25 protein-coding genes are annotated in these 22,595 nt (G+C 66.1%); 11 read left to right on the forward strand and 14 right to left on the reverse strand.

What is annotated here, in order from left to right; genetic code table 11:
- Positions 1–57: 57 nt before the first annotated feature.
- The 9 genes from NF681_13270 to flgB are packed head-to-tail and all read right to left on the reverse strand — an operon-like array spanning position 58 to position 7,289.
- On the reverse strand, positions 58–954 hold the full coding sequence (locus NF681_13270; protein ID UST53289.1) for a glucosaminidase domain-containing protein: 897 nt from the start codon (positions 952–954) through the stop codon (positions 58–60).
- Positions 955–958: 4 nt separating this feature from the next.
- Entirely contained in the window at positions 959–2,062 is a 1,104-nt protein-coding gene (locus NF681_13275; GenBank protein UST55772.1) for a flagellar basal body P-ring protein FlgI, read from the reverse strand.
- Positions 2,063–2,078: 16 nt separating this feature from the next.
- Complete coding sequence (locus NF681_13280) at positions 2,079–2,861, reverse strand: flagellar basal body L-ring protein FlgH (protein ID UST53290.1); 783 nt, start codon at positions 2,859–2,861, stop codon at positions 2,079–2,081.
- Positions 2,861–3,643 carry a flagellar basal-body rod protein FlgG gene (gene flgG / locus NF681_13285; GenBank protein UST53291.1) on the reverse strand — a complete coding sequence of 261 codons (783 nt, stop codon included), beginning with the start codon at positions 3,641–3,643 and terminating at the stop codon, positions 2,861–2,863. The genes NF681_13280 and flgG overlap by 1 nt, the downstream gene beginning before the upstream one ends.
- 43 nt (positions 3,644–3,686) lie before the next feature.
- A complete protein-coding gene (gene flgF / locus NF681_13290) occupies positions 3,687–4,427 on the reverse strand; it encodes a flagellar basal-body rod protein FlgF (protein UST53292.1) in 741 nt (246 codons plus the stop codon).
- 31 nt (positions 4,428–4,458) lie between these two features.
- Complete coding sequence (flgE, locus tag NF681_13295; protein UST53293.1) at positions 4,459–5,676, reverse strand: flagellar hook protein FlgE; 1,218 nt, start codon at positions 5,674–5,676, stop codon at positions 4,459–4,461.
- A 37-nt stretch (positions 5,677–5,713) separates the two neighbouring features.
- A complete protein-coding gene (locus NF681_13300) occupies positions 5,714–6,403 on the reverse strand; it encodes a flagellar hook assembly protein FlgD (GenBank protein ID UST53294.1) in 690 nt (229 codons plus the stop codon).
- Between the two features lie 52 nt (positions 6,404–6,455).
- Positions 6,456–6,860 (reverse strand): flagellar basal body rod protein FlgC, encoded by a 405-nt coding sequence (gene flgC, locus NF681_13305; GenBank protein UST53295.1) that lies wholly within the window; start codon positions 6,858–6,860, stop codon positions 6,456–6,458.
- 3 nt (positions 6,861–6,863) lie between these two features.
- The gene (flgB, locus tag NF681_13310; GenBank protein ID UST53296.1) at positions 6,864–7,289 is read right to left on the reverse strand and encodes a flagellar basal body rod protein FlgB; all 426 of its coding nucleotides are present in this window, start codon (positions 7,287–7,289) and stop codon (positions 6,864–6,866) included.
- A gap of 220 nt (positions 7,290–7,509) precedes the next feature.
- Here flgB and flgA point away from each other — a divergent pair, with 220 nt between their 5' ends.
- From flgA to NF681_13350, 8 genes are all read left to right on the forward strand, one after another.
- A complete protein-coding gene (gene flgA, locus NF681_13315) occupies positions 7,510–8,250 on the forward strand; it encodes a flagellar basal body P-ring formation chaperone FlgA (GenBank protein UST53297.1) in 741 nt (246 codons plus the stop codon).
- Between the two features lie 104 nt (positions 8,251–8,354).
- Positions 8,355–8,675 (forward strand): flagellar biosynthesis anti-sigma factor FlgM, encoded by a 321-nt coding sequence (gene flgM / locus NF681_13320; GenBank protein ID UST53298.1) that lies wholly within the window; start codon positions 8,355–8,357, stop codon positions 8,673–8,675.
- 5 nt (positions 8,676–8,680) lie between these two features.
- Positions 8,681–9,040: a hypothetical protein gene (locus NF681_13325; GenBank protein ID UST53299.1), complete on the forward strand. Its 360-nt coding sequence runs from the start codon at positions 8,681–8,683 to the stop codon at positions 9,038–9,040.
- A gap of 59 nt (positions 9,041–9,099) precedes the next feature.
- Positions 9,100–9,333 (forward strand): hypothetical protein, encoded by a 234-nt coding sequence (locus NF681_13330; GenBank protein ID UST53300.1) that lies wholly within the window; start codon positions 9,100–9,102, stop codon positions 9,331–9,333.
- 233 nt (positions 9,334–9,566) lie between these two features.
- Positions 9,567–10,730 (forward strand): zinc-binding dehydrogenase, encoded by a 1,164-nt coding sequence (locus tag NF681_13335; protein ID UST53301.1) that lies wholly within the window; start codon positions 9,567–9,569, stop codon positions 10,728–10,730.
- A gap of 328 nt (positions 10,731–11,058) precedes the next feature.
- Positions 11,059–12,054, forward strand: coding sequence for a patatin-like phospholipase family protein (locus tag NF681_13340; protein ID UST53302.1), 996 nt, complete (start codon positions 11,059–11,061; stop codon positions 12,052–12,054).
- Positions 12,051–12,953, forward strand: coding sequence for an OBAP family protein (locus NF681_13345; GenBank protein UST53303.1), 903 nt, complete (start codon positions 12,051–12,053; stop codon positions 12,951–12,953). The genes NF681_13340 and NF681_13345 overlap by 4 nt, the downstream gene beginning before the upstream one ends.
- A gap of 450 nt (positions 12,954–13,403) precedes the next feature.
- Positions 13,404–14,672: a DUF6402 family protein gene (locus NF681_13350; protein ID UST53304.1), complete on the forward strand. Its 1,269-nt coding sequence runs from the start codon at positions 13,404–13,406 to the stop codon at positions 14,670–14,672.
- A gap of 917 nt (positions 14,673–15,589) precedes the next feature.
- On the opposite strand, the gene NF681_13355 is transcribed toward NF681_13350, so the two are convergent.
- The 4 genes from NF681_13355 to NF681_13370 all read right to left on the reverse strand — a co-directional run bounded on the left by NF681_13355 (position 15,590) and on the right by NF681_13370 (position 19,435).
- On the reverse strand, positions 15,590–15,988 hold the full coding sequence (locus NF681_13355; protein ID UST53305.1) for a hypothetical protein: 399 nt from the start codon (positions 15,986–15,988) through the stop codon (positions 15,590–15,592).
- 847 nt (positions 15,989–16,835) lie between these two features.
- Positions 16,836–17,243, reverse strand: a complete 408-nt coding sequence (locus tag NF681_13360) for a hypothetical protein (GenBank protein ID UST53306.1) — start codon at positions 17,241–17,243, stop codon at positions 16,836–16,838.
- Between the two features lie 360 nt (positions 17,244–17,603).
- Positions 17,604–18,749: a glycosyltransferase gene (locus NF681_13365; GenBank protein ID UST53307.1), complete on the reverse strand. Its 1,146-nt coding sequence runs from the start codon at positions 18,747–18,749 to the stop codon at positions 17,604–17,606.
- Positions 18,749–19,435: a sugar transferase gene (locus NF681_13370; GenBank protein ID UST53308.1), complete on the reverse strand. Its 687-nt coding sequence runs from the start codon at positions 19,433–19,435 to the stop codon at positions 18,749–18,751. The genes NF681_13365 and NF681_13370 overlap by 1 nt, the downstream gene beginning before the upstream one ends.
- Before the next feature lie 219 nt (positions 19,436–19,654).
- On the opposite strand from NF681_13370, the gene NF681_13375 reads away from it, so the two are divergent.
- Genes NF681_13375 through NF681_13385 form a run of 3 tightly spaced genes read left to right on the forward strand, consistent with a single transcriptional unit; the run spans position 19,655 to position 21,768 of the window.
- Positions 19,655–20,809 carry a glutathione-dependent formaldehyde dehydrogenase gene (locus NF681_13375; protein UST53309.1) on the forward strand — a complete coding sequence of 385 codons (1,155 nt, stop codon included), beginning with the start codon at positions 19,655–19,657 and terminating at the stop codon, positions 20,807–20,809.
- 18 nt (positions 20,810–20,827) lie between these two features.
- A complete protein-coding gene (locus tag NF681_13380; GenBank protein UST53310.1) occupies positions 20,828–21,322 on the forward strand; it encodes a hypothetical protein in 495 nt (164 codons plus the stop codon).
- Between the two features lie 47 nt (positions 21,323–21,369).
- The gene (locus NF681_13385) at positions 21,370–21,768 is read left to right on the forward strand and encodes a hypothetical protein (GenBank protein UST53311.1); all 399 of its coding nucleotides are present in this window, start codon (positions 21,370–21,372) and stop codon (positions 21,766–21,768) included.
- A gap of 65 nt (positions 21,769–21,833) precedes the next feature.
- Here the strand turns inward: NF681_13385 and NF681_13390 are convergent, their stop codons facing one another.
- Positions 21,834–22,559: an RNA polymerase sigma factor FliA gene (locus tag NF681_13390; GenBank protein ID UST55773.1), complete on the reverse strand. Its 726-nt coding sequence runs from the start codon at positions 22,557–22,559 to the stop codon at positions 21,834–21,836.
- Between the last annotated feature and the right edge of the window lie 36 nt (positions 22,560–22,595).

Here is a 22,595-nt window from a genome sequence, read left to right on the forward strand (position 1 = left end):
TTCTCGGGTGCGGGACCGTGGGATGGAAGGGGAACGGCGTGGGCGGCGGCGCGGGCGTCACACCTGCTGCGCGCGCTGGAGCATGAGCGTCGAGTTGATCGCGCGACTGAGCTTGGCCGCGTAGGCCGGGTCGGTGGCGTAGCCGGCCTGCTGCAGCTCGCTCGCGTACGCGCTGGCGGCGGCGGTGCCGGCGCCGGCCGTGGCGCCGGCCGCCACGGCCTTGGCCTGCGCGTAGCGCGGGCTCTCGCCGATCAGGCGCGCGTAGTCGCGGAACGACGCCTCGTAGGAGTCGTAGGCGCGGAAATTGGCCTGCACCTTGCGCGGCTCGCCGTCGACGTACTCGGTGGTGGTGATGGTGGCGACCTTGCCGGTCCAGCCGGCGCCGGCCTTGATGCCGAACAGGTTGTGCGAGGTGCTGCCGTCGGCGTTGCGGATCTCGCTCCTGCCCCAGCCGGTCTCGTGACCGGCCTGGCCGACCATGAACGCGGCCGGGATGCCCGTGGCCTGCGCCACGCGCTCGGCCGCGGCGGTGTGCTGGGAGACGAAGCCGCTCTGGCTGGCGCCGGGGTTGACCACCGTCGAGGCCGCGGGCATCGACACCGTCGGCAGGCTGCCGCGCGCCTCGCCCGTCATCTTCTGGCTCAGCTGGCGGGTGATGGCCTCGGTCAGCCCGCCGGGCATGCCCGAGAGCTGCACCGAGAACTGCTGGTCGAGCAGGTCGGTGCCGAGCTTCTCGCCCTCGCTGTCCATCAGGCCGGACTTCATGGTCGCCTCGCGCATGCTTTTCAGCAGCTCGCGCATGAACAGCGACTCGAACTGCTTGGCCGCCTCCTTGACCGCCTTGGGGTCGTTGGTGCCGGCGGCGAGCTTGAGCGCGTCGAGCGAGCGAGCGTCGGCCGCCAGCGCGTTGCCGTTGCTCGCGGACAGGGAATTGGCGGTGCGGGAGATGGTCATGGCGTCAGATCACTTCGAGTTCGGCGTTCATGGCGCCCGAGGCCTTGATCGCCTGCAGGATCGCGAGCAGGTCCTGGGGCGTGGCGCCCAGGGCGTTGAGGGCGCGCACCACGTCGGAGAGCTGGGGCGAGTTGGGCACCTGGATCAGGATGCCGGGCTCCTGCTTGATCTGGATGCTGGCCTGCTCGGCCACCACCGTGCGCCCGCCCGACAGCGGCGCGGGCTGGCTGATCACCGGCGTCGAGCTGATCGTCACCGACAGGTTGCCGTGGGCGATGGCGCACGGCCCGAGCGTGACCGACTGGTTCAGCACGATCGAGCCGGTGCGCGCGTTGATCACCACCTTGGCCGACGGCGCGGCCTGGTCGAGCGTGATCTCCTCCAGCTCGGCGAGGAAGCCCACGCGGGCGTTGGATTCGGTCGGCGCCCTCACCTCGATGGTGCGGCCGTCGATGGCGCGCGCGGTGCCGGTGCCCATCTTGCGGTCGATGGCCAGCGCCACGCGGCGCGCGGTCTGGAAGTCCGAGCTGTTCAGGCCCAGGCTGACGCTGTCGCCCTCCAGCAGCGGCGAGGGCACCGCGCGCTCGACCTGCGCGCCGCCCGGCACGCGCCCGGCGCTCAGGTGGTTGATCTGCACCTTGCTGCCGCCGGCCGAGGCGCCGGCGCCGCCGATCACCAGGTTGCCCTGGGCCAGCGCGTAGATCTCTCCGTCGGCGCCGCGCAGCGGCGTCACCACCAGCAGGCCGCCCTTGAGCGACTTGGCGTTGCCCATCGAGGACACGTTCACGTCCAGCATCTGACCCGGCTGCGCGAAGGCCGGCAGCTGCGCCGTGACGATCACCGCCGCCACGTTCTTCAGCTGCAGCTGCGCGGCCCGGTTGTCCGGCAGCACGATGCCCAGCTGCTGCAGGTAGTTGGCCACGCTCTGCGTCGTGTAGGGCATCTGCGTGGTCTGGTCGCCGGTCCCGTCGAGGCCCACCACCAGGCCGTAGCCGGTCAGCTGGTTGGACCGCACGCCCTGCACGGACGCCAGTTCCTTGATGCGGATGGCATGCGCCGGCGCGGTGAGCGCGGCGCCGAGCGCGAGGGCGCACAGGAGACGGAGGATCGTTGTCATGGCGGGTTCAGAAAGGCAGGACGTTCATGAAGAAGCGGCCGAGCCAGGGCATGACCTGGGCTTCCTGCTGCGCGCCGCGGCCGCGCGACTCGATGCGCACGTTGGCCACCTGCAGGGAATTGACCACGCTGTTGGCCTGGATGGCGCGCGGGTCGACGGTGCCGGAGAAGCGCAGCACGTCGACGTTCTGGTTCACGCCGATCTGCTTCTCGCCCGTGACCACCAGGTGGCCGTTGGGCTGCACGTCCACCACCGTGGCGGTGATCGAGCCGGTGAAGGTGTTGGCGCTCTCGGTGCCGCCCTTGCCCGCGAAGTCGTACTTCGAGTCGGCCGCCGCGCTGGCGCGCGTGAACGAGTTGGCCGAGAGGAACGGCACCGCCGAGATGCTGGTGGCGACGCCGTTCTTCTTGTCGAGCGTGGAGGTCGACTTCTGGCTCGCGCTGACGTTCTCCACGATCAGGATGGTGACCGTGTCGCCCTGCATGCGCGCGCGCCGGTCCTCGAACAGCGGCCGGTAGCGCACCGGGTTGAACAGGCTTCCCGTGGCCGGGCGCACCGCCGCCACCGGCAGCTGCGGCGCCAGCGCGGCGACGTTCGTGCGGGGCATCTCCACCTCCGGCGTCTGCGCCAGGGTCGAGCACCCGGACACCACCACGCTGCCGAGCACCAGGGCCAGCGAGGCGAGGCCCGTGCGCGAGACGCCGCACGGCCGGCCGCGGCGCGCCGCCGGCGCCGCCCCCCGGAAGGGCGTCGGCGCGGCGACACGCGGTGCGCGAGGACGGGAGGCCATCAGAGCTGCCCCAGCTTCTGCAGCATCTGGTCGCTGGTCTGGATCGCCTTGGAGTTCATCTCGTAGGCGCGCTGCGTCTGGATCATCGAGACCAGTTCCTGCACCACGTTCACGTTCGACGTCTCCAGGAAACCCTGCATGACCGTGCCCAGGCCGTTGGTGCCGGCGGTGCCGCCGTTGGGCTGGCCGGAGGCGGCGGTCTCGGCGTAGAGGTTGTCGCCGCGCGGCTCCAGGCCGGCCGGATTCACGAAGTTGGCCAGCGCCAGGGAGCCGATGTTCTGCGGCGTGGGGTTGTTGGGCAGCGTGGCCGACACCGTGCCGTCGGCGGCGATGCTGACGTTGGTGGCCGAAGGCGGCACCGTGATGCCGTTGGCCACCGGCAGGCCCGAGGACGTCACCAGCCGGCCCTGCGCGTCGACCTGGAACGAGCCGTCGCGGGTGTAGCCGATGGTGCCGTCGGGCTGGGTCACCTGGAAGAAGCCGTTGCCCTTGATGGCGACGTCGAGCTGGTTGCTGGTCTGCTGCATGCTGCCCTGCGTGAACGAGCGGCTGGTGGCCACGGTGCGCACGCCCAGGCCCAGCTGCAGCCCGGTGGGCAGCTGCGACTGCTCGGAGCTGTTGGCGCCGACCTGGCGCAGGTTCTGGTACATCAGGTCCTCGAAGACGGCGTTGGAGCGCTTGAAGCCGGTGGTCGAGACGTTGGCCAGGTTGTGCGAGATGACGTCCAGTTGGGTCTGCTGGGCTTCCATGCCGGTCTTGGAGATCCAGAGCGAATTGATCATGGCGGGCGGTTCCTTGGAATGCGGGGTGCGCGGGGTGCGGGCCTCAGCCCTGGATGTTGAGGAGCTGCGAGGCCGACTTGTCGGAACTCTCGGCGGTCTGCAGCAGGCGCATCTGCTGCTCGAACTGGCGCGCCGCGGCGATCATGCCGACCATGGTCTCCACGGCGTTTACGTTGGAGCCCTCGAGCGCGCCGGTCTCTAGGCGGCCGGTCGGGCTCGCGGGCAGCGGGTCGAGCGTGGCGGTGCGGAACAGGCCGTCGTCGCCGCGCGCGAGCCGGTCCTCCGGCGTCGCCGCGGCGAGCTTGATGCGCCCGATGGTCGAGGCCGGCGTGCTGCCGGTCTGCGCGCTCACCGTGCCGTCGCCGCCCACCGTGAGCGTGGCGCCGGGCGGCACGTCGATCGGCGCGCCGCCGTCGGACAGCACCATCAGGCCGTTGGTGGTCGTCAGGGTGCCCTCGGGCGAGACCTGGAACGAGCCCGAGCGCGTGTACGCCTCGGTGCCGTCGAGGCCCTGCACCGCGAACCAGGCGTTGCCCTGCGCGGCCATGTCCAGCGTGCGGCCGGTGCGCTGCATGGCGCCGGGCTTCTCGTCGTGGCCCGAGGTGGCCTCCATCGCGAACACGCGGGTGGAGGCGCCGTCGCCGCGCAGGGGCACCGCGCGGTAGGTCGAGAGTTCGGCGCGGAACCCCTGCGTCGAGACGTTCGCCAGGTTGTTGGCGAGCACGCTCTGGCGCGCGGCGGCGGCGCTCGCGCCGCTCATGGCGGTGTAGATCAGGTGGTCCATCGCTGCTCGGGCTCCGTCCGGGGGGTCGCGTTCAGCGCAGGTTCACCAGGGTCGACATGACCTGGTCCTGGGTCTTGATGGTCTGCGCGTTGGCCTGGTAGGCGCGCTGCGTGGTCATCATGTTGACCAGCTCGGCCGTCAGGTCGACGTTCGATTCCTCCAGCGCGCCCGAGCGCAGCTGGCCCAGGGTGCCGTCGCCGGGGGCGCCGCGCGTGGGCTGGCCGGAGGCGAAGGTCTGGCTCCAGTAGCCCGCGCCGGTCGGCGACAGGCCCTGGGCATTCCTGAAGTTCACCAGCGCGACCTGGCCGGCCGACTGCGTCTGGCCGTTGGAGTAGGTGGCGGTGATGACGCCGTTGTTCTCGATGGCGATGCCGGTGAGCTGGCCGGAGGTGTAGCCGTCCTGGGACAGGTCGGCCACCGCGAAGCGCGAGTTCACCTGCGTCATCTTGCCCAGGTCGAGCGAGGCGGTGAAGGTCTGCGCCGGGTTGTTGGGCGAGGCCAGCGTGATGGGCGGCACGGGCGAGTTGGTCGTGTCCAGGCTGCCGTCGGTCTTGAAGTTCAGCTGGAACGGGGTCGAGGCGGCCGGGTCGGCGCCGTTGACGCTGGTGTAGACGTTCCAGGTGTTGTTGGCGGTCTTCTGGAAGTACAGGCCCACGGGCACTTCCAGGCCCTGCGGGTCGTAGGCGGTCAGCGACGTGCCGTACTTCACCAGCGGCGTCGGCGGATTCGCGCTGGCGGCGACGGTGGCGGTCGCGTCCAGGGTGATTTCGGCGGTCATCTTGGTGGTCGGCTTGGCCGGGATCGGGGTGCCGGTGGGCAGCCGGAGCGGCTGCGCGTTGAAGCTCTGGCGCACGCCCTTGACGTCGGTCGGGTAGCCCATCAGGTTGGCGCCGTTGTTGGTGATCAGGTTGCCTTCCTTGTCGAGCTTGAAGTTGCCCGAGCGCGTGTACGCGGTGCTGCCGTCGTTGGTCTGCACCTGGAAGAAGCCGCCGCCGTTGATGGCCACGTCCAGCTCGTTACCGGTGATGTTGATCGAGCCCTGGGAGAACTGCTGCGACACGGTGCCCACCTCCACGCCCAGGCCGACGTTGGTGCCGCCGATGCCGCCCGCGGCGCTGGCGTAGACCTCGGAGAACTCGGCGCGCGAGGACTTCATGCCCACCGTGTTGGCGTTGGCGATGTTGTGGCCGATGACGTCGAGGCTGCGGCTGGCGGCGTTCAGGCCGGAGAGGGCTTGCTGGAAACTCATGGAAGTTGCTCCTGGGAATGGAAGGTCTGGGGCGCGTTCAGAGGACCGAGCGCACGCTGGAATAAGGCTTCACGCCGCTGCCCTGCAGGGTCAGCGTGAGGCCGTCGGTGCCGCTGCCCACGGCGGTGACCCTGTCCTGCATCAACAAGGTGGAGGTGACGGCCGTGGCGCCGTTGGAGGCCACGGCCTGGAAGGTGAGTTCGGTGTCGCTCGGGTAGGCCGAGGCGTCGACCTGGAAGCTGTGCTGGCCGGCGTCGAGCGCGCCCAGCGAGATCGTGTCGACCACGCGGCCGGCCGGCGTCAGCACCTGCACCTTGACGTCGGAGGCCTTGCCGGCGAGGTCGAAGGCGCCCGCGCCGGTCTTGCCGTCGGCGCTGAAGGCGACCTTGTTGCCTTCCACCAGCACGCTGTGGCCCACCAGGTTGCCGGCCTGCAGCACCTGCATGGCGGACATCTGCGTGGACATGCTCTTCATGGTGTCGTTGAGCTGGGCGATGCCGCTGACGGTGTTGATCTGCGCGATCTGCGAGGTCATCTGCGCGTTGTCCATCGGGCTCATCGGGTCCTGGTTGTTCATCTGCGCGACCAGCAGCTTCAGGAACTTGTCCTGCTGCTCGGACGCGCCGGTGGCGGTGAGCGAGGACGTCGCCTCGGCGCCGGCGCTCGAGGTCGGCGCGTAGGTCTTGGTGCTGCCGGTCAGGGTGTTGGTCGCGATGGTGGCGGTCATGGGGGTGAGGTCCGGGTGAAGGGCGTGGGCGTGGGCGTGGATGAGGGCCGGCTCAGGCGCCGATCTGCAGCGTCTTCTGCAGCAGGCTCTTGGCGGTGTTCATGACCTCGACGTTGTTCTGGTAGGAACGCGAGGCCGAGATCATGTTGACCATCTCCTCGACCGCGTTGACGTTGGAGTGCGTCACGTAGCCCTGGGCGTCGGCCATCGGGTTGGCCGGCTCGTGGACCTTGCGCCCGGCCGTCTGGTTCTCGGTGACGGCGTCCACGCGCACCCCGGCGTTGCCCTCCCCGCCCATGTCGAGCGTCTGGAAGACCACCTGGCGCGCCTTGTAGGCCTGGCCGTCGGGACCGGCGACGGCGTCGGCGTTGGCCAGGTTGCTGGCCACCACGTTGAGGCGTTGCGACTGGGCGCTCACGGCGCTGCCGGAGATGCCGAAGATGGAGAACATGGACATGGCTTATTGACCCTGGATCGCGGCGAGCATGGTCTTGCCCTCGCCATTGATGAAGCGCAGCGTGGCCTCGTAGCGCACGGCGTTGTCGGCGAAGGCGGCGCGCTCGCGGTCGAGGTCGACGCTGTTGCCGTCGAGCGTGGGCTGCGTCTGCACGGCGTAGCCCACGGCCGCGGAGGCACCGCCCGCCGCGCCGATGGCCCCGCCCAGCGGGATGTGGCGCGCGTCGGCCGCACCGCGCGCGGCCGCGCCGCGCAGGCCGTTGCCCCCGCCGGTGGCGTCGCGCAACGCGTCGGAGAACGAGAAGTCGCGCGCGGCGTAGCCGGGCGTGTCGGCGTTGGCGATGTTGGCGGCGATGGTCCGCTGGCGCTCCGCGCGCAGCATCAGGGCCTTGGCATTGAAGTCCAGCGAGTTCGTCAGTCGATCGAGCATGGCGGCGGTGGGACGGATGGAGGTGGCGGGAGGGCGTGGCCCATGGCGGGGCGTGCGGAAATTGTCCGGTCGCAGCCACCGTCGGAAAGGCGGAGTAAGGGGGGGTTTGTCGGCCTGTTTCCGGCTTTGGGCGACGCCGTCGTGCCTACAGTGCAGGGCATGGCGAGGGCCCCTCGCCGTCCTTCGCAGCTCCCCCCACCGACCTCCAGGACCTCTCCGCATGCGCTTCCTCCATCTGCTCGCCGCCGTCCTCTGCGCCACCGGCCTCGGCCTGGGCGCGGCGCCGGCGCGGGCACAGCAGGCGCCCTCCGACGGCGCCGAGGTCGGCCCCGAATTCATCGCCTCCACCCAGCAGTGGCTCGACGACGCGGTCTCCCGGGTGCAGTCGGGCAATCCCGCGCCGCTGCGCATGGAGGTCGCCATCGGCGCGCTCGATTCGCGCCTGCGGCTCGCGCCCTGCTCCCATGTCGAGCCCTACATCCCGGTGGGCTCGCGCCTGTGGGGCCGCACCCGCCTGGGCCTGCGCTGCACGCAGGGCGGCGGGCGCTGGAACGTGTTCCTGCCGGTGACGGTCAAGGCCTTCGGTCCGGCCTGGGTGCTGCGCGACAACGTCGTCGCCGGCAGCGTGCTCACCGCGGCCGACGCCGTGCAGACCGAGGCCGACTGGGCCGCCGAGCCCTCGCCCGTGATCGCCGAGGCCGGCGCCTGGGTCGGCCAGGTGGCGTCCCGCTCGCTGATGGCCGGTCAGCCGCTGCGCCAGTCGATGGTCAAGGCGGCGCAGGCCTTCGCCGCCGGCACGCCGGTGCGGGTCGTGGCGCAGGGGCCGGGCTTCGAGATCTCCTCGGACGCCGAGGCCGTCACGCCCGGCGTGGTGGGCCAGCCGGTGCGCGTGCGCATGGAGAACGGCCGCATCGCCAACGGCATCGTGCTCGACCTGCGTACCGTCCGTCTGCCTCTCTGATGCCGGTCATCTGGCGACCCCCGTTCAAAAATGGCTCAAGTTCTCTCCGGCACCGCCGAAAGAAAACCCAAGGACCCTGCGACAGGGTCGTCGGAGAGCCAGCCATGAAGATCAATTCCCTCAACGATGCCGCCCACACGGCCGCCACGGGCGCCGTCCGCGGCGAGCGCGGCGCCACGTCCGCCACCCGTTCGGCGACCACCGGCCCGGTCGCGCCCGTGGCCCCCACGTCCGGCGTGCCGGTGACGGTGTCGGCCGGCGCGCGCGCCCTCGAAGGCGTCTCGGCCGGCAGCGGCATCGACGAAGCCAAGGTCAAGGCGGTCAAGGCCGCCATCGCCAACGGGAGCTTCATGGTGGATTCCGGCGCCATCGCCGACAAGCTCCTGGCCAACGCACAGGAATTCTTCACCCACAACCGGAGCTGAACCCGATGCCCGACACCCTCGATTCCACCCAGCGCCTGCTCGCCGCCGTCGAACGCCAGCTCGATCTCGTCGACGCCGTGCTCGTCGATGGCGACGCCGTGCGCCTGGGCGCCGCCTGCACCGACATCCGCATCGCCTCGCTGGCGTTCGCCGGCGCGCTGGAATCGGCGCTGTCGGCCGAGGCCTTCGACCGCGAATTCCGCGAGCGCATCGAATCGGTGGCACGGCGCCTGTCGCTGCAGCGCACCGGCCTGGCACGGCGCAGCGTCGTGGTGGAGCGCGCGCTCGCCTCCCTGATCAAGCCGCGCGCGAGCGCCACCTACGTCATGCCCGGCTCGCCGGCCGCCTCCGCCATGGCGCACTAGCGCCTTCGCCTGCCGTCCCCCACGTCCTTTCCTCACCCTGACTTTCCGGGAGCGCCACCATGAACCCGCTGCTGATCCTCTTCGGTCTGGACATCGGACTGCTCGCGCTGGCCTACTGGGCCGGCTCCCTGATCGGGCTGATGCTGGTGATGGCCCTGTGCATGGCCGTCGCGCTCGGGCTGATCGTGTTCTCCACCGCCCCGCCGGAGTCCGACGACGTCCTGTGGCGCGACGACGAACTGCCCACCGCGCTCGGGCCGAATTTCTCGTCCTTCGCCACGCTCGAGCGCTGAAGCGCCGCGCGCCACGCCGGGGCGTCCTCCTCCCCGCCGCGCCGCCGCGTTCCTGGTCCCCGTTCCTCCGTCTTCCTCTTTCTCCCTTTCGTTCGCGAGTTCCCGATGGTTGCGGGATTTGACGGCCGGCGGCGCATGCCCTGCGCCGCCGGCTTTTTCTTGGGGCGCGCGCGGCGGTGGATCGAACCGTGCGATGCTGGACGCGATCCGAGTGCCATCCCCAGAGGAATCCCATGCCGACCGAGACCGTTCCCACCGCCCTCCAGCTGCGCTCCCTCGTCACGCCCGCGGGCGAACTCCAGGTGACGCTGGCCAGCGTGCCGATCCCCGTTCCGGGCGACGACGAGGTGCTGGTGCGCCTGGAGGGCGCGCCCATCAATCCGTCCGATCTGGGCCTGCTGTTCGGTGCGGCCGACCTGGGCACGGCCACGGTCGCGGGCACCCCGGCGCGGCCGGTGGTGACCGCCCGCGTGAGCGAAGCCGGGATGAAGGCCATGGCCGGGCGCGTCGGCCAGTCCCTGCCCGTGGGCAACGAGGGCGCGGGGCGGGTGGTGCGCGCCGGCGCGTCGCTGGCGGCGCAGGCGCTGCTGGGCCGGAACGTCGCGGTGCTCGGCGGCGCGATGTACGCGCAGTACCGCGCGCTGCCGGCCGCGCAGTGCCTTCCGCTGCCCGAGGGCGCCACGGCCGCGGACGGCGCATCGTCCTTCGTGAACCCGCTGACCGCGCTCGGCATGGTCGAGACGATGCGGCGCGAGGGCCACACGGCGCTGGTCCACACGGCCGCCGCCTCCAACCTGGGCCAGATGCTCAACCGCATCTGCCTGAAGGACGGCATCGGCCTGGTGAACATCGTGCGCCGCCCGGCGCAGGTCGCCCTGCTGAAATCGATCGGCGCGGCGCACGTGTGCGACGCCAGCGCGCCCACCTTCGTCCAGGACCTGACCGACGCCCTGGCGGCGACCGGCGCGACCCTCGCGTTCGACGCCACCGGGGGCGGCCCGCTGGCCGGACAGATCCTGGGCTGCATGGAAGCCGCGCTCAACCGCACGACCGGGGCGTACAGCCGCTACGGCTCGACGACGCACAAGCAGGTCTACCTCTACGGCCGTCTCGACACCCGCGTCACGGAGGTCGACGTCAACTTCGGCATGGCCTGGGGCATCGGTGGCTGGCTGCTGTTCCCGTTCCTGGAGAAGATCGGGCCGGACGCCGTGGCGCGGCTCAAGCAGCGCGTGGCCGACGAACTGAAGACGACCTTCGCGAGCCGTTACGCCCGCGAGGTGTCGCTCGCGGAGATGCTGCAGCCGGGAATGATCGAGGTCTACGCCCGGCGCGCGACGGGCGAGAAGTTCCTGCTGAATCCCGCCCGGGACCTGACGCCGCCCGCCGGCTTCTGACGGCACGGCCGCTCGGGACGCCGCTCGCGACGAAAAAAACGGCCCGGAGGCTTTCGCGTCCGGGCCAAGTTCCGCATGAACACCTCGTCGACACGCCCCGGGAACCGCGCTTTCCCGTTGGCCGTGCTTCGCCTCAGTGGGTGACCGGTCGCGTCGTCGTGCTGTAGGGATTTCACCCGTCCCGGTGCGGTCCCCGGTTCACGAGGGGCCGCCGGCGGCTGTCGCCGCCTGGCTTCCAGGCCTACGCGCGGGCCCGGTCGGCGCCTGGATATTGCGAACGATCCGCATCGCGGCGGTGCCCGGTCGCCGCCACAGCCAACCGACACGCATGACCACGAAACTCAACCTCGCCCTGCAGGGGGGCGGCGCCCACGGCGCCTTCACCTGGGGGGTGCTCGACCGCCTCCTGGAAACGCCCGGCATCGACATCCGGCGCATCAGCGGCACCAGCGCCGGGGCCCTGAACGCCGCCGCGCTGGCCACCGGCCATGCCCATGGCGGCCCCGAAGGCGCCAAGGCCAACCTCGCCCGGCTCTGGCAGCGCGTGGCCACGGTGGGACTGCCCTTCACCATGCTGTTGCTGCCGCTGCGCAAGCCGGGCTGGGGCATCTGGGACGACGCGATCCCCCTGGTGTCGCCTTACATGGCCAATCCGCTGGGCATGGGGCCGCTGCGCTTCGTCCTCGACGAGGTCATCGACATCGAGGCCCTGCGCAGCGCCAGCGCGCCGGCGGTCCACGTGAACGCCATCGGCGTCAACAGCGGCCGCCACCGCGTCTTCGGCCCCGACGAGCTGTCGATCGACGCCCTGCTGGCCTCGGCCTGCGCGCCGATGGTGTTCCAGGCGGTGCAGATCGGCGACGAGGCCTACTGGGACGGCAGCTACGCCGCCAATCCCGCGCTGCGGCCGCTGTACGAGGGCGAGACCGACGCGGACGTGCTGATGGTCGAGCTGACGCCGCTCGCGCGCGCGGAGACGCCCATGACGGCGAAGAACATCCTCAACCGCATCAACGAGCTCGCCTCGACCCAGGGCCTGCTGGCCGAGATGAAGGACCTCGCCGCCTACAACACGCGCCGGGGCCACGACATCCGCATGCACGTGCTGAGCCTGCCGGACGCGTCGTCGGGGCTGGAGACGGAGCCCTCGATCAAGCGCAGCGTCGGCATGGAGCTGTTCGAGTCGCTGCGGCGCAAGGGACGCGCCACCTGCGAATCGTGGCTCCAGGCGCACCACCGGTCGCTCGGCGTCGCCGCGTCGATCGACATCGAGGCGCACTACCTGTCGAGCCTCGATCACCACCAGCACGCGAGGTCCGCATGAACGCCCCACGCCATCCCCGTGCGCGCCCGCGCCTGTCGCATCTGTCGCGCCCGTCGCCTGCATCGCTCCTGCCGGCGCTGGTCCTGGCGGTGTGTGTCGCCGGCTGCGACGGTGGCGGCTCGGCCTCCAACGTGCGGGTGCCGGGTGCCGAGACCTCGCCCACGACGAAGGCGCTGGACGCCGGCGCCGCCGCGCTCCAGAACCGGGCGCCGATCGAGGCCATCAACGCCTACCTCGACGGCTTCCACTTCTACGCGGGCCGCATGGAGGAACAGATGGAGGCCCACCACTACTGCGCCATCCTCAACGAGGACGTGATCCAGTGCGTCATCTACGACGGCAACGTCAAGGACGCCAAGCTGATGGGCGTGGAGTACATCGTCACCGAGCGCCTCTTCAAGGACCTGCCCGATGCCGAGAAGGCGCTCTGGCACAGCCACGTCCACGAGGTGAAGTCCGGGCAGCTCGTCGCGCCGGGCATTCCCCAGGTCGCCGAGAACGAACTGATGAAGAAGCTCGTCGGGACCTATGGCAAGACCTGGCACACGTGGCACACCGACCGGCAGAAGACGCTGCCGCTGGGCGTGCCGCAACTCATGATGGGATTCACCGCCGACGGCCAGGTGCACGCAGACATGGTGGAGGCCCGCGATCGGCGCATGGGCATCCGCAGCGCGGACAAGAAGCAGGAACGCGAGTCCATCGCGGCCCCCGCCATCGCCCCGGGCGCCGACGCCTGGAAGAACGGTGGCGCCGTGCAGCTCCAGGATCCGACCGGACAGGAGCACCATGGCCAGGGGAGTCCGGGCGCTCAGGGTCATCGCGACGGTCAGGCCGTTCAAGCCGGTACTGCCGGTAATGCCGCTCAGGGCGGTCACGCCGGGCACGGCGGGAAGTGACACGCCTGCGGGTGTCTTGACGCCCGGCACCCGGTGGGGCACCGGGATCGGCACGGCCACCCGCCCTCGCCATCGCCATCCCCATCGCGAGCAGGTGCGCGGCGGCGCATCTGAAGAACGCCAACCGCATCGGACGCATCGACGCCGATCCGTCGGGCCCGCGGTTCGGCTCGACCCCGCGAAGTCGCCGGTGCGGCGTTCATTTGCTCCTGGCATCGGATCGTCGGGCGACGTCGCTTCCTGATCGGTCGGATCCGGAATCGATCGTTCGGCCCGAGCGGCTGAAAGCCGAGTTTTTGAACAATCACGTCATCCGGCCGGGGCCCGGGTCCTGCGCTTGGCAAACTCGTTCGGCCGAACCGGACTCGCCTGCGCACCGTTTTGCCGAACGCCAGCGGTGATGCCTTCGCCACCCGGACGGCTTCCGATAACACCCCATCAAACCGCCCCATGACCGAACGCATCCCTTACGCCAGGAAAGAATTCAAAGGCAATTTCTCGATTCATCAGGAATGGAGGATCTTCGATGGCCCGCAGGGTTGCACGCCCTTGGCCATCGATGGCTTCGGTCTGCGGATGGACCGGCTTCCCCCGCCCCTGCCGGTTTCCGTGCCCCCGCCCGATCCGACGATGGCGCCGCCGAGTCACTCCGAGCATCCGGCGCACGTCGAAGCATCGAAGGGATTCAAGGGTTGGCTGGAAAAAGCCGCAGCCAGACCCGCGCCACCCTCCACGCCCGAAAAAGGTCCCGTATTGGTCGAGGCCTTCAAGGAGATCAAGGAATGGGTGAATGCGTCCAACGCGAACGACAAGCCGAAGGCGCAACCGTTCGACATGCTGGACATTCCTCAGGGAATGGCGGCGATGGGCTTTTCAAAGGGAAGGATCCTTGCGGAGCGCTGGTTCAACGGACGGGCGTTCTTTGGGCCGACGAAGGCAGAAGAATTGAATGGAGCTATTTATCCAGAAGATATGATCGACAACAAAACGATCAAAACCTCTTGGTTACTCGGTTTCAAAGATATGGAAGAAAAATACGATGACTTGGAAAAAATCCTGATCTATTCACCAGCCGCAAGAAAAATTGCCAAAAAATGTCTCGCAGGATTCATTTTAAACAATCCTAGATTTAATGGGACTTTGCTCACGAAACAGTACTGCAATGGAGATATACAAAAACTGCATCATCAATTTCAATTTCAAAGAAACATGATTACCGATCTGGATACACTGAAGAATCTTGCACCCACCGATTTGACGGCATCACTTGGAAGTTTTAGTTTTCTTGCCGCAATTGCAAGCGCAGATATAGCGACAAAGGTCTACAACAGATACATATCTCCTTCAAACACACTTCACTGCACTCAATCAACAGCCACAATAACTCATATATGGATTTATGCGAAGGACAGCTATTCTTTTCAAGACGACGACAACACATCGCAATATCTTGGCCACTGGAATAAAAGCGGCCTGATTGTCCTGCCGGCAGCAGCAGCCACCGCAAAAATAGGCAATCTTTTGAAAAATTATACGAAGCTTGGAAGAAAACTCAGCTTTGAGGCTGGCGACGCAGACATCGTGTCAATCCGACCGACTCTAGAGATACGCCGACTGATGGAAACAGAAATTTATACCTCGATAAGAAACAAAAATTATATTGATTGGAGAAAGAAGCACAACCGCGGAGGAGACTTCGTCATCTATTCAGACCTTTAAAAAATAGAACTTGACGAACCCATTTCGATCTCCTTGGACGAAATATGCATTTGAACTTTTTCTTTAGATATAAATTATCAGCAATACTAGTTGTTATTGCTTGCATGGCCGCGCTGTGTTATTTATTTATTCCGATAGACTACAAATATAGCCAATGCAAAGAATGTACAAAGAGATTTCAAGGCGGAGTCCGCTATTTTCACGGCATTGAGTATTACCTAGAAGTGTGCAATGTCGGGTCCTTTGAAAATGCAAACTTCATGATTTTGAAAGTCTTCGATGCAGAAAGAAAACTCTTGGCTCGCAAAGCATTCACCGACGATTCGCACATCCCCTTTCCAATGGAGTTTGAATTTTCGGATGATGGATTTACATACTTCACCTCAAAGGACCTGAGAACCTATGACTTCGATGAGTTGTTTGTCTCCTTTCCACCCACACAGTGGGACAAGTTCAAAGCCAATTACACGAATTTGGATTGAACGTCTCTTGTCAGGAAGATCGCGCCCGACGTGAAATTTGCGAGTGAGATGTCGATCACGCTCGATCACCTGCAAATTGAATGAACCGACAGAAAGAGAACTAAATACATCCATAAGAAATAAATAATCATGTTGAATGGCGCAGCAAGCAAGATCTGGACGGTTATTTGGTTATTTATTCTTATTTGAAAAGAATCGAACTCGATACTTAAATTCACGTTCAGTTGGACGAAACATGTCGCTGAAATTGGCCTTGATCATCAAGATGGTGATCTTCTTTCCTATTCTCAACGGCGTGCTGTCTTTCTTTTTTACCTCTAAGAAGTTTGAGCCCGTTCAGTACGAAGCACATACAAAACAATGCAAAGGCGGAAAGCATGTTTTCAAGGGCACCGAGTACTTCATGGAAGCGTGCACCATGGGCTCATAAGACGTTCAAGAATTCTTGCTTTTCAGAGTTTTGATTGTCGAAAAGAAAATCTTTTGATTTGAAGAGAATTCAGCATCAATCTTTATATCTACATGCCGTTTAAAATCAAGATCTCGGAAAACGGGTTCAGCCGTTTCAATTCTCCGGATTTCACCACCGTGGAATTCGAGGAGATATTTATCGAAATGCCACCCACATGGCGGGATCAATTCCAAGCCAATCACACGAGCCTGAACTGATCTGCCATGATCGGGTTGACTCAAGGATAAAGCAGGAAAATTTATGTTTGGTGAATCAATCATTGCAAACCAGAGTTTGCTTTCGAAGTCGCCCTGACGCCGGCGGTGACAACGGAACTGATTGGTTCGTGAGAATTTTTCTCGAGTGGAGGCTTTTGGTAACATTGCTCTTTGAATTTCTACAAAAGTTGAACTCGACCGCCCGATCCACCTCGATTTGGAAGAAGCATGTTTTTGAAATCTTCATCTTTTCTCAAATTGGCAATCTTCTTTTCTGCATTTTTTATGCTGGTGTCTCTTTTATTTCCCCAAAATCTGAAACCTAGAAAATGTCAAGAATACACCAAGGAATTCAGTGGGGGAAATCATTCTTTCAAAGGAATTGATTATTTCATAGAAATTTGCAACATAGGAATGTACGAAAACGCGGATTTTTTGCTTCTCAGCGTTTACGACTCAAACAGAAATGATCTTTTGGTTCAGAGAAAATTCAACGACAATTTGTATGCCCAATCCATCTTTAAAATCAAATTTTTTGACAATGGATTCAAATACTACAACGCTTCAGACCTCACCAAAGTTCAATATGATGAAATATTCGTCGAGGTTCCACCGAATTGGTGGGAAAAGTTCAAAGCGAATCACATGAATCCAAATTGAACCATCAAGATTGACTTTTTGAGGATCGGGGCTGGATTGAAGTGTCACATTATTTTTTCATCAAGACACGAATGGACTGGCGATCCCGCTCGTCGTGCAGAAAAATTTGAATTCTGCAAGGCGGCATGAAGCAAGAGTTAGTTTAAAGATGGCATCAAGAAACATTTTTCTTTTCGAACTTTTGCAAAGATGCAGCGATTGAAAAACAGGTATCTGCACCACCAGCAAAAACTACGCCAAATGCCTCAAAGAGTATGACGGGTGCAGAAATCCAGTCATTTATTTCAATCTGGAGATAATATGGCTTGACAATCCAATTGATGCCGAATCGAGAACAATGTAATTGAAATTTTCACCATTTACTAAAAAAGCAACGGTCCTGCTTTTCTTGCTCTACGGGCTGCTGCCGTTCTTTTTCAACTATATAAAATCTGAGCCCGATCGATGCGAAGAATATACAAAGAAATACAATGGTGGAAAGCATTCTTTCAAGGGCTCTGAGTATTTTATAGAAGTGTGCAACATGGGCACATATGAAAATCAAAAATTCTTGATCTTCAGAATCTTCGATTTTCAGAAACAAAATCTTTTGATCTGAAGAGAATTCAGCATCAATCTTTATATCTACATTTCGTTCGAAATCAAGATCTTCAAAAACGGTTTCAGCTATTTCGATTCTTCGGATTTCACCACTGCGCAGTTCGAAGAAATATTTGTCGAAATGCCACCCACATGGTGGGACAAGTTCGAAGCCAATCACACGAATCTGGATTCAATGCTTTTTGTCAGCGGAATCGCGTCCGATTCGATCGCGCGAGCGATGTCCCGGCAGCGGTGCACAGACGACAGGATCGATGCGGTGTCCAACGCCGCCGGACACCGCGGCCTGCCACATCCCGCCACCCTGGGAGGCACGTCGAGCCGCTGGCCGACGATGCGCAGTCCCGCCGGAGCGACGGCAGCGTTCGGGGCGATTGGCGAGTCCGGCACCGGCCTCGCGCTGGGGACTGCGGTCTTCAGCCAGGGATCGTGCCGGCGCAGTCGCCAAGTACGGTCGTGGCGGGTCTTGGCACGACGTGACGTGACGTGACGTCCGATGCGGCTGCGGCTGCGCGAGAACTCACCCGGGCCGCGCCGGCTGCGCGGACGATGGCTGCGGTCCGGACGGGACGTACGCGTCCAGCAGGCTGGCGCGGAAGCGCGCCGGCCCGAAGCGCGCGCGGGCCTGGTCGCGGGCCGCGTCGCCCATCGCCTTGCGCAGCGCCGGCTCGTCGATCAGCCGCGCCACCGCGCCGACCATCTCTCCGACCGAGCGGCACAGCAGGCCGGTCCTGCCGTGCTCGACCACCTGGCGATGGCGCGGGCAGTCCAGGACGACGCCGGGCAGGCCCGCCGCCATGGCCTGGATCAGGGACATCGGGTGGCCGCGCGGTCGCCACGGAGCGACGTACAGCCAGCCCCGCGCCAGCGCGTCGACGTGGTGCTCCGGCCCGATGCCGGTGCTGCGGATGCCGGCGGCCTCGAAGCGGCTCGCCAGGCACCGCCCCATGTCGCCGATCCAGGTGAACGCGATGTTCAGTTCCCGGGCGCCCAGCAGCACCGCGATCTGCGAGAGCACCTCGACCGGCGGCGTGCCGCGGTGCGCGCCGCCGCTGAGCACCAGTGGGTGGGACGCCTCCTCGCGCGGGACCTCCAGGAAGCGGCCGTTCACCGGACGCTCGACCAGGTGGCGGCTGCCGCCCCAGCCCCCCGGGACGGCGGACTCGGCGCGGGAGGTGAGGATGGCGACGCTGCGGACCGGGTGGATCAGGGCGCGCGCCATGGCGAGGACCAGCCAGTCCACCGCGCGCGCCGCTCCCGGGACGCCGCAGCCGGGCGACGCGCCACCGCCGTGCGGCGAATAGAAGACCGTGGCGCGCGGCGCGCACCGCCGCAGGGCCACGGCGCCGATGGCGCAGGACGCGAGACCGTGGAAATGGAGCGTGGCCGGACGGCGCTCGACGATCTCCCTGCGGCAGGCCTCGTAGAACGCCCGGTGCCGCGTCCGGCCGTCTCCTTCGCCGTCGCCGTCGCCGTCGCCCCGCACCAGCACCACGCGGGCATGCCGCTGAAGCCCCGGCAGGTGCCCGCGGGCCGCCGCGTCGTCGAGCAGGATCACCGACTGGGACTGCCCCAGCGACGCGAGTTCCCGCGTCGCGGGGCCCAGGAAGCCGTGCACCGCGTCGTTCGACGCGAACACCACGTGCAGCACGCCGGCGGGCGTCATCAGCGGGCCCCCTTCCTGCGCAGCACGATCCCGACCGTCCTGAACAGGATGGCCAGGTCGCGGACCATCGACCGGCTCTCGACATAGCGCCGGTCCAGCGCGACGCGCTCCTCGTAGGAGGTGTCGTTGCGGCCGCTGACCTGCCACAGGCCGGTCATGCCGGGCCGGACGCTGACGTAGTGCCAGCGGCTGCCGCCGTACTTCTCGAGTTCGGCCACCGTCACCGGACGCGGACCGACCAGGCGCATGTCGCCCCGGACGACGTTGAACAGCTGGGGCAGTTCGTCCAGGCTGGTGCGGCGCAGGAAGTCGCCCACCGCCGTGACGCGCGGGTCGCGGGTCAGCTTGCGGTCGCGTTCCCACTCCATCGCGGCGTGCGGATCGCGCGCGAGCAGCGCGGCCAGCACCGCGTCCGCGTCCCGGCGCATGGATCGGAACTTCAGGCAACGGAAGAGCCCGCCGTTCCTGCCGACGCGGTAATGGCCGAAGAGGATCGGCGCGCCGTCCGCGCGCCAGACCAGGGCCGCGACGGTCACCAGCACCGGCGTCAGCAGCACCAGCAGGACGCCGGCGAGCAGCCGGTCGAACCCCGCGCCGAGCGCGTCCGCGACGACCTCCGTTCGCCGCCCCGACCTGCCCGCGCCGACCCGCGCCTGCGCGGAGATGAAAAGCGCCACGTTCGACATGCTGACCTTCCCTTCGTTGAGTCCGATGGCTGCGACCGGAATCCAGTTTGGCGTCGGGGTCGGGCGACGCCTGCGCGCCATCGTCTGAAAGCCGGTTACGTCATGCCGCGCGGCGCCGTAGCGTCACGACTGACAGAGACAGCACGCCTCGACGCACGCCAGGGGTTTCGGCGGAGGAATTGAGTGATCCCACCAGGCCAATTTTTGCGAAGGATCCGAATGCTTGCCTTGAACTACCGGGGACCCTACCGGGTGCGTGTCTCGGAAAAACCCGACCCCGTCATCGAACACCCCAACGACGCCATCGTCCAGGTGCTGCGCGCCTGCATCTGCGGCTCCGACCTGCACCTCTACCACGGGCTGGTGCCCGACACGCGCGTGGGCACCACCTTCGGTCACGAGTTCGTCGGCACCGTGGTGGACGTCGGCAACTCGGTGCGCAACCTCAAGCGCGGCGACCGGGTGATCGTGCCTTTCAACGTCTTCTGCGGCAGCTGCTATTTCTGTCGCCGCGAGCTGTACGGCAACTGCCACAACACCAACCCGCAGGCCACCGCCGTCGGCGGCATCTACGGCTACTCGCACACCGCTGGCGGCTTCGACGGCGGGCAGGCGCAATTCGTGCGCGTGCCCTTCGCCGACGTCGGACCGACCCGCATTCCCGACGAGCTGCTGCTGGAGGACGCGGTGATGCTCACCGACGCCTTCCCCACCGGCTACCAGGCCGCCGAGATGGGCGGCATCCGCGAGGGCGACACCGTGGTGGTCTTCGGCGCCGGCCCGGTGGGCATCTTCGCGGCGAAGTCGGCCTGGCTGATGGGCGCCGGACGGGTGATCGTGGTCGATCACCTGGAGTACCGGCTGGCCTTCGTGCGGCAGTTCGCACAGTGCGAGACCATCGACTTCAAGTCGGTCGACGACATGGCCGTGCACATCAAGAAGATGACCGACGGGCTGGGCGCCGACGTCTGCATCGACTGCGTCGGCTGCGAGGCCGCGGGCAGCGCCATCCAGCACCTCACGGGCGTGAAGCTGAAGCTGCAGGGCGGCGCCGCCACCGTCCTGCACTGGGCCATCAACTCGGTGCGCAAGGGCGGCACGGTGTCGATCGTGGGCGTCTACGGCCCGACCTTCAACGCGGTGCCCATCGGCAACGCGGTCAACAAGGGCCTGACGCTGCGGATGAACCAGGCCAGCGTGAAGCGCCATCTGCCCCGCCTGATCGAGCACATCCAGGCCGGCCGCGTCGAGCCGCACAAGGTCATCACGCACCGCCTGCCGCTCGAGGAGGCGGCCGACGCCTACCACCTGTTCTCCAGCAAGCTCGACGGCTGCATCAAGCCGATCCTGATTCCCCCCGGCATCACCGTCTGACGCGCCAGGAACCCACCCATGGACACACCGCACGAAAAATTCGCCCACATCAAGGGCTGGGGCGCCGACCTGGACCCCGCCGACCGTCCCGCCTATCCCAAGGAGCGGACCCCGCCCCGGCTCGACCCGCCAGTGCGCTGGGAAGAGCCCGAGCCGCAGACCCGCCACGTCGAGGTGCTGCTGTCCAAGGAGCGGGACGCGATGACGCCCGTCTTCGGCAGCCCGCAGCCACCGCGCGGCGTGAGCGGGAGCGTGCGCCGCTTCGCCTTCGGCTACAGCGAGAACGACCTGCGCCACTGGCTGCTGCTGCTGCTGGCCGACCGGATCGACGTCGGCGAGGGCCTGGTCGAGGACCTGTCCCGGGGCCACGTCCCGCGCATCTACGCGGAGATGGGCGGGCGCGCCGAACTCGCGCACAACCCCATGGGCGCGGCGAAGAAGGCCCTGACCGTCGCGGCGGTGCTCGGCGTCGTCTACCTCGTCGCGCGACGCCGCACGACGCCCGGACGCTGACCCGGGCGACCACCCTTTCGGACCCACCCCACAGAAGGAGACTTCCCATGACCAACCTCGGCCCCGCCGGCGGTGCCGGTGCCCCGGCCTTCCCCTTCCCGACCACCGACAACCACGACGAGAACGCCTCGCCGGCCCTGGCGCCCCGGGTGGAACCCCCCACCGAGGACGCGCTGGACCACGGCATCGAGGAATCGTTTCCGGCCAGCGATCCGGTGTCGGTCAGCGTCACGGCCAAGCTGCCCGCCGCGCCCGCGGCGTCGGGTTCGGCCGTCGCCACGGCCGTCGCGCCGACCGCCCCGGGCGACGACGCGCCGGCCGGCACGCCGGGCACCGGCGAGAGCCTGTGCCGGGAGTGCGGCGGCAGCGGACGCACCGGCGACGGCGCGACGTGCCCGGCCTGCGAAGGCACGGGCAAGGTCAACGTGGGCATCGGCGGGGGCTGACCCCCGCCCGCGAATGAAAGCGGGGATGGGCGCGCGGCCGTACGGTGCCGTGCGCAGGCGCGGGACTAGTGGGCGCGCATCTTCGAGCGCAGCCGCGCGATCGACTGGCTGTGCAGTTGGCAGACGCGCGACTCGGTCACGCCCAGCACGGCGGCAATCTCCTTGAGGTTCATGTCCTGCTCGTAGTACATGCCCATGATGAAGCGCTCGCGCTCGGGCAGCGTGTCGATGGCGGCGACCAGCGCGGTGCGCAGGCGCTGGTCCTTCAGCAGGCTCATCGGATCGGCCTCGTTGTCGGCCACGGTGGCGTGGCGCTCCAGGAAGCTGTCGTCGTTCTCGCCCTGTCCTCCGCCCATGTCCTCCAGATAGACCAGCTGCGCGCCGCGCACCCGGCCGAGCAGGCCCTGGTATTCGGCCAGCGGCAGGCCGAGTTCGGCGGCGATCTCGGACTCGACCGGGGCGCGGCCCAAGCGATGCTCCAGCCGCGTGACGGCCCGCTCGATGTCCTTCTGGCTCTTGCGCGATCCGCGCGACAGCCAGTCGCCTTCGCGCAACTCGTCGAGCATCGCGCCACGGATGCGCTGGGTGGCGAAGGTCTCGAACTGCACGCCCTGGCTGGGCTCGTAGCGCGACAGCGCCTCGGCCAGGCCGATCATGCCGACCTGGATCAGGTCGTCGACCTCCACGTTCGGCGGCAGCTTGGCGATCATGTGGTGCGCGAGCCGCTGCACCAGCGGCACGTACTGCTTGATCTGGGCGTCGCGGCCGAGCTGACCGGTGGCCGTGTACATCGGGGCGGAGAAGGTGCCTGCGTGCATGGGGTGTCT

The organism is Comamonadaceae bacterium OTU4NAUVB1 (assembly GCA_024372625.1).
Taxonomy (GTDB): Bacteria; Pseudomonadota; Gammaproteobacteria; order Burkholderiales; family Burkholderiaceae_C; genus Variovorax.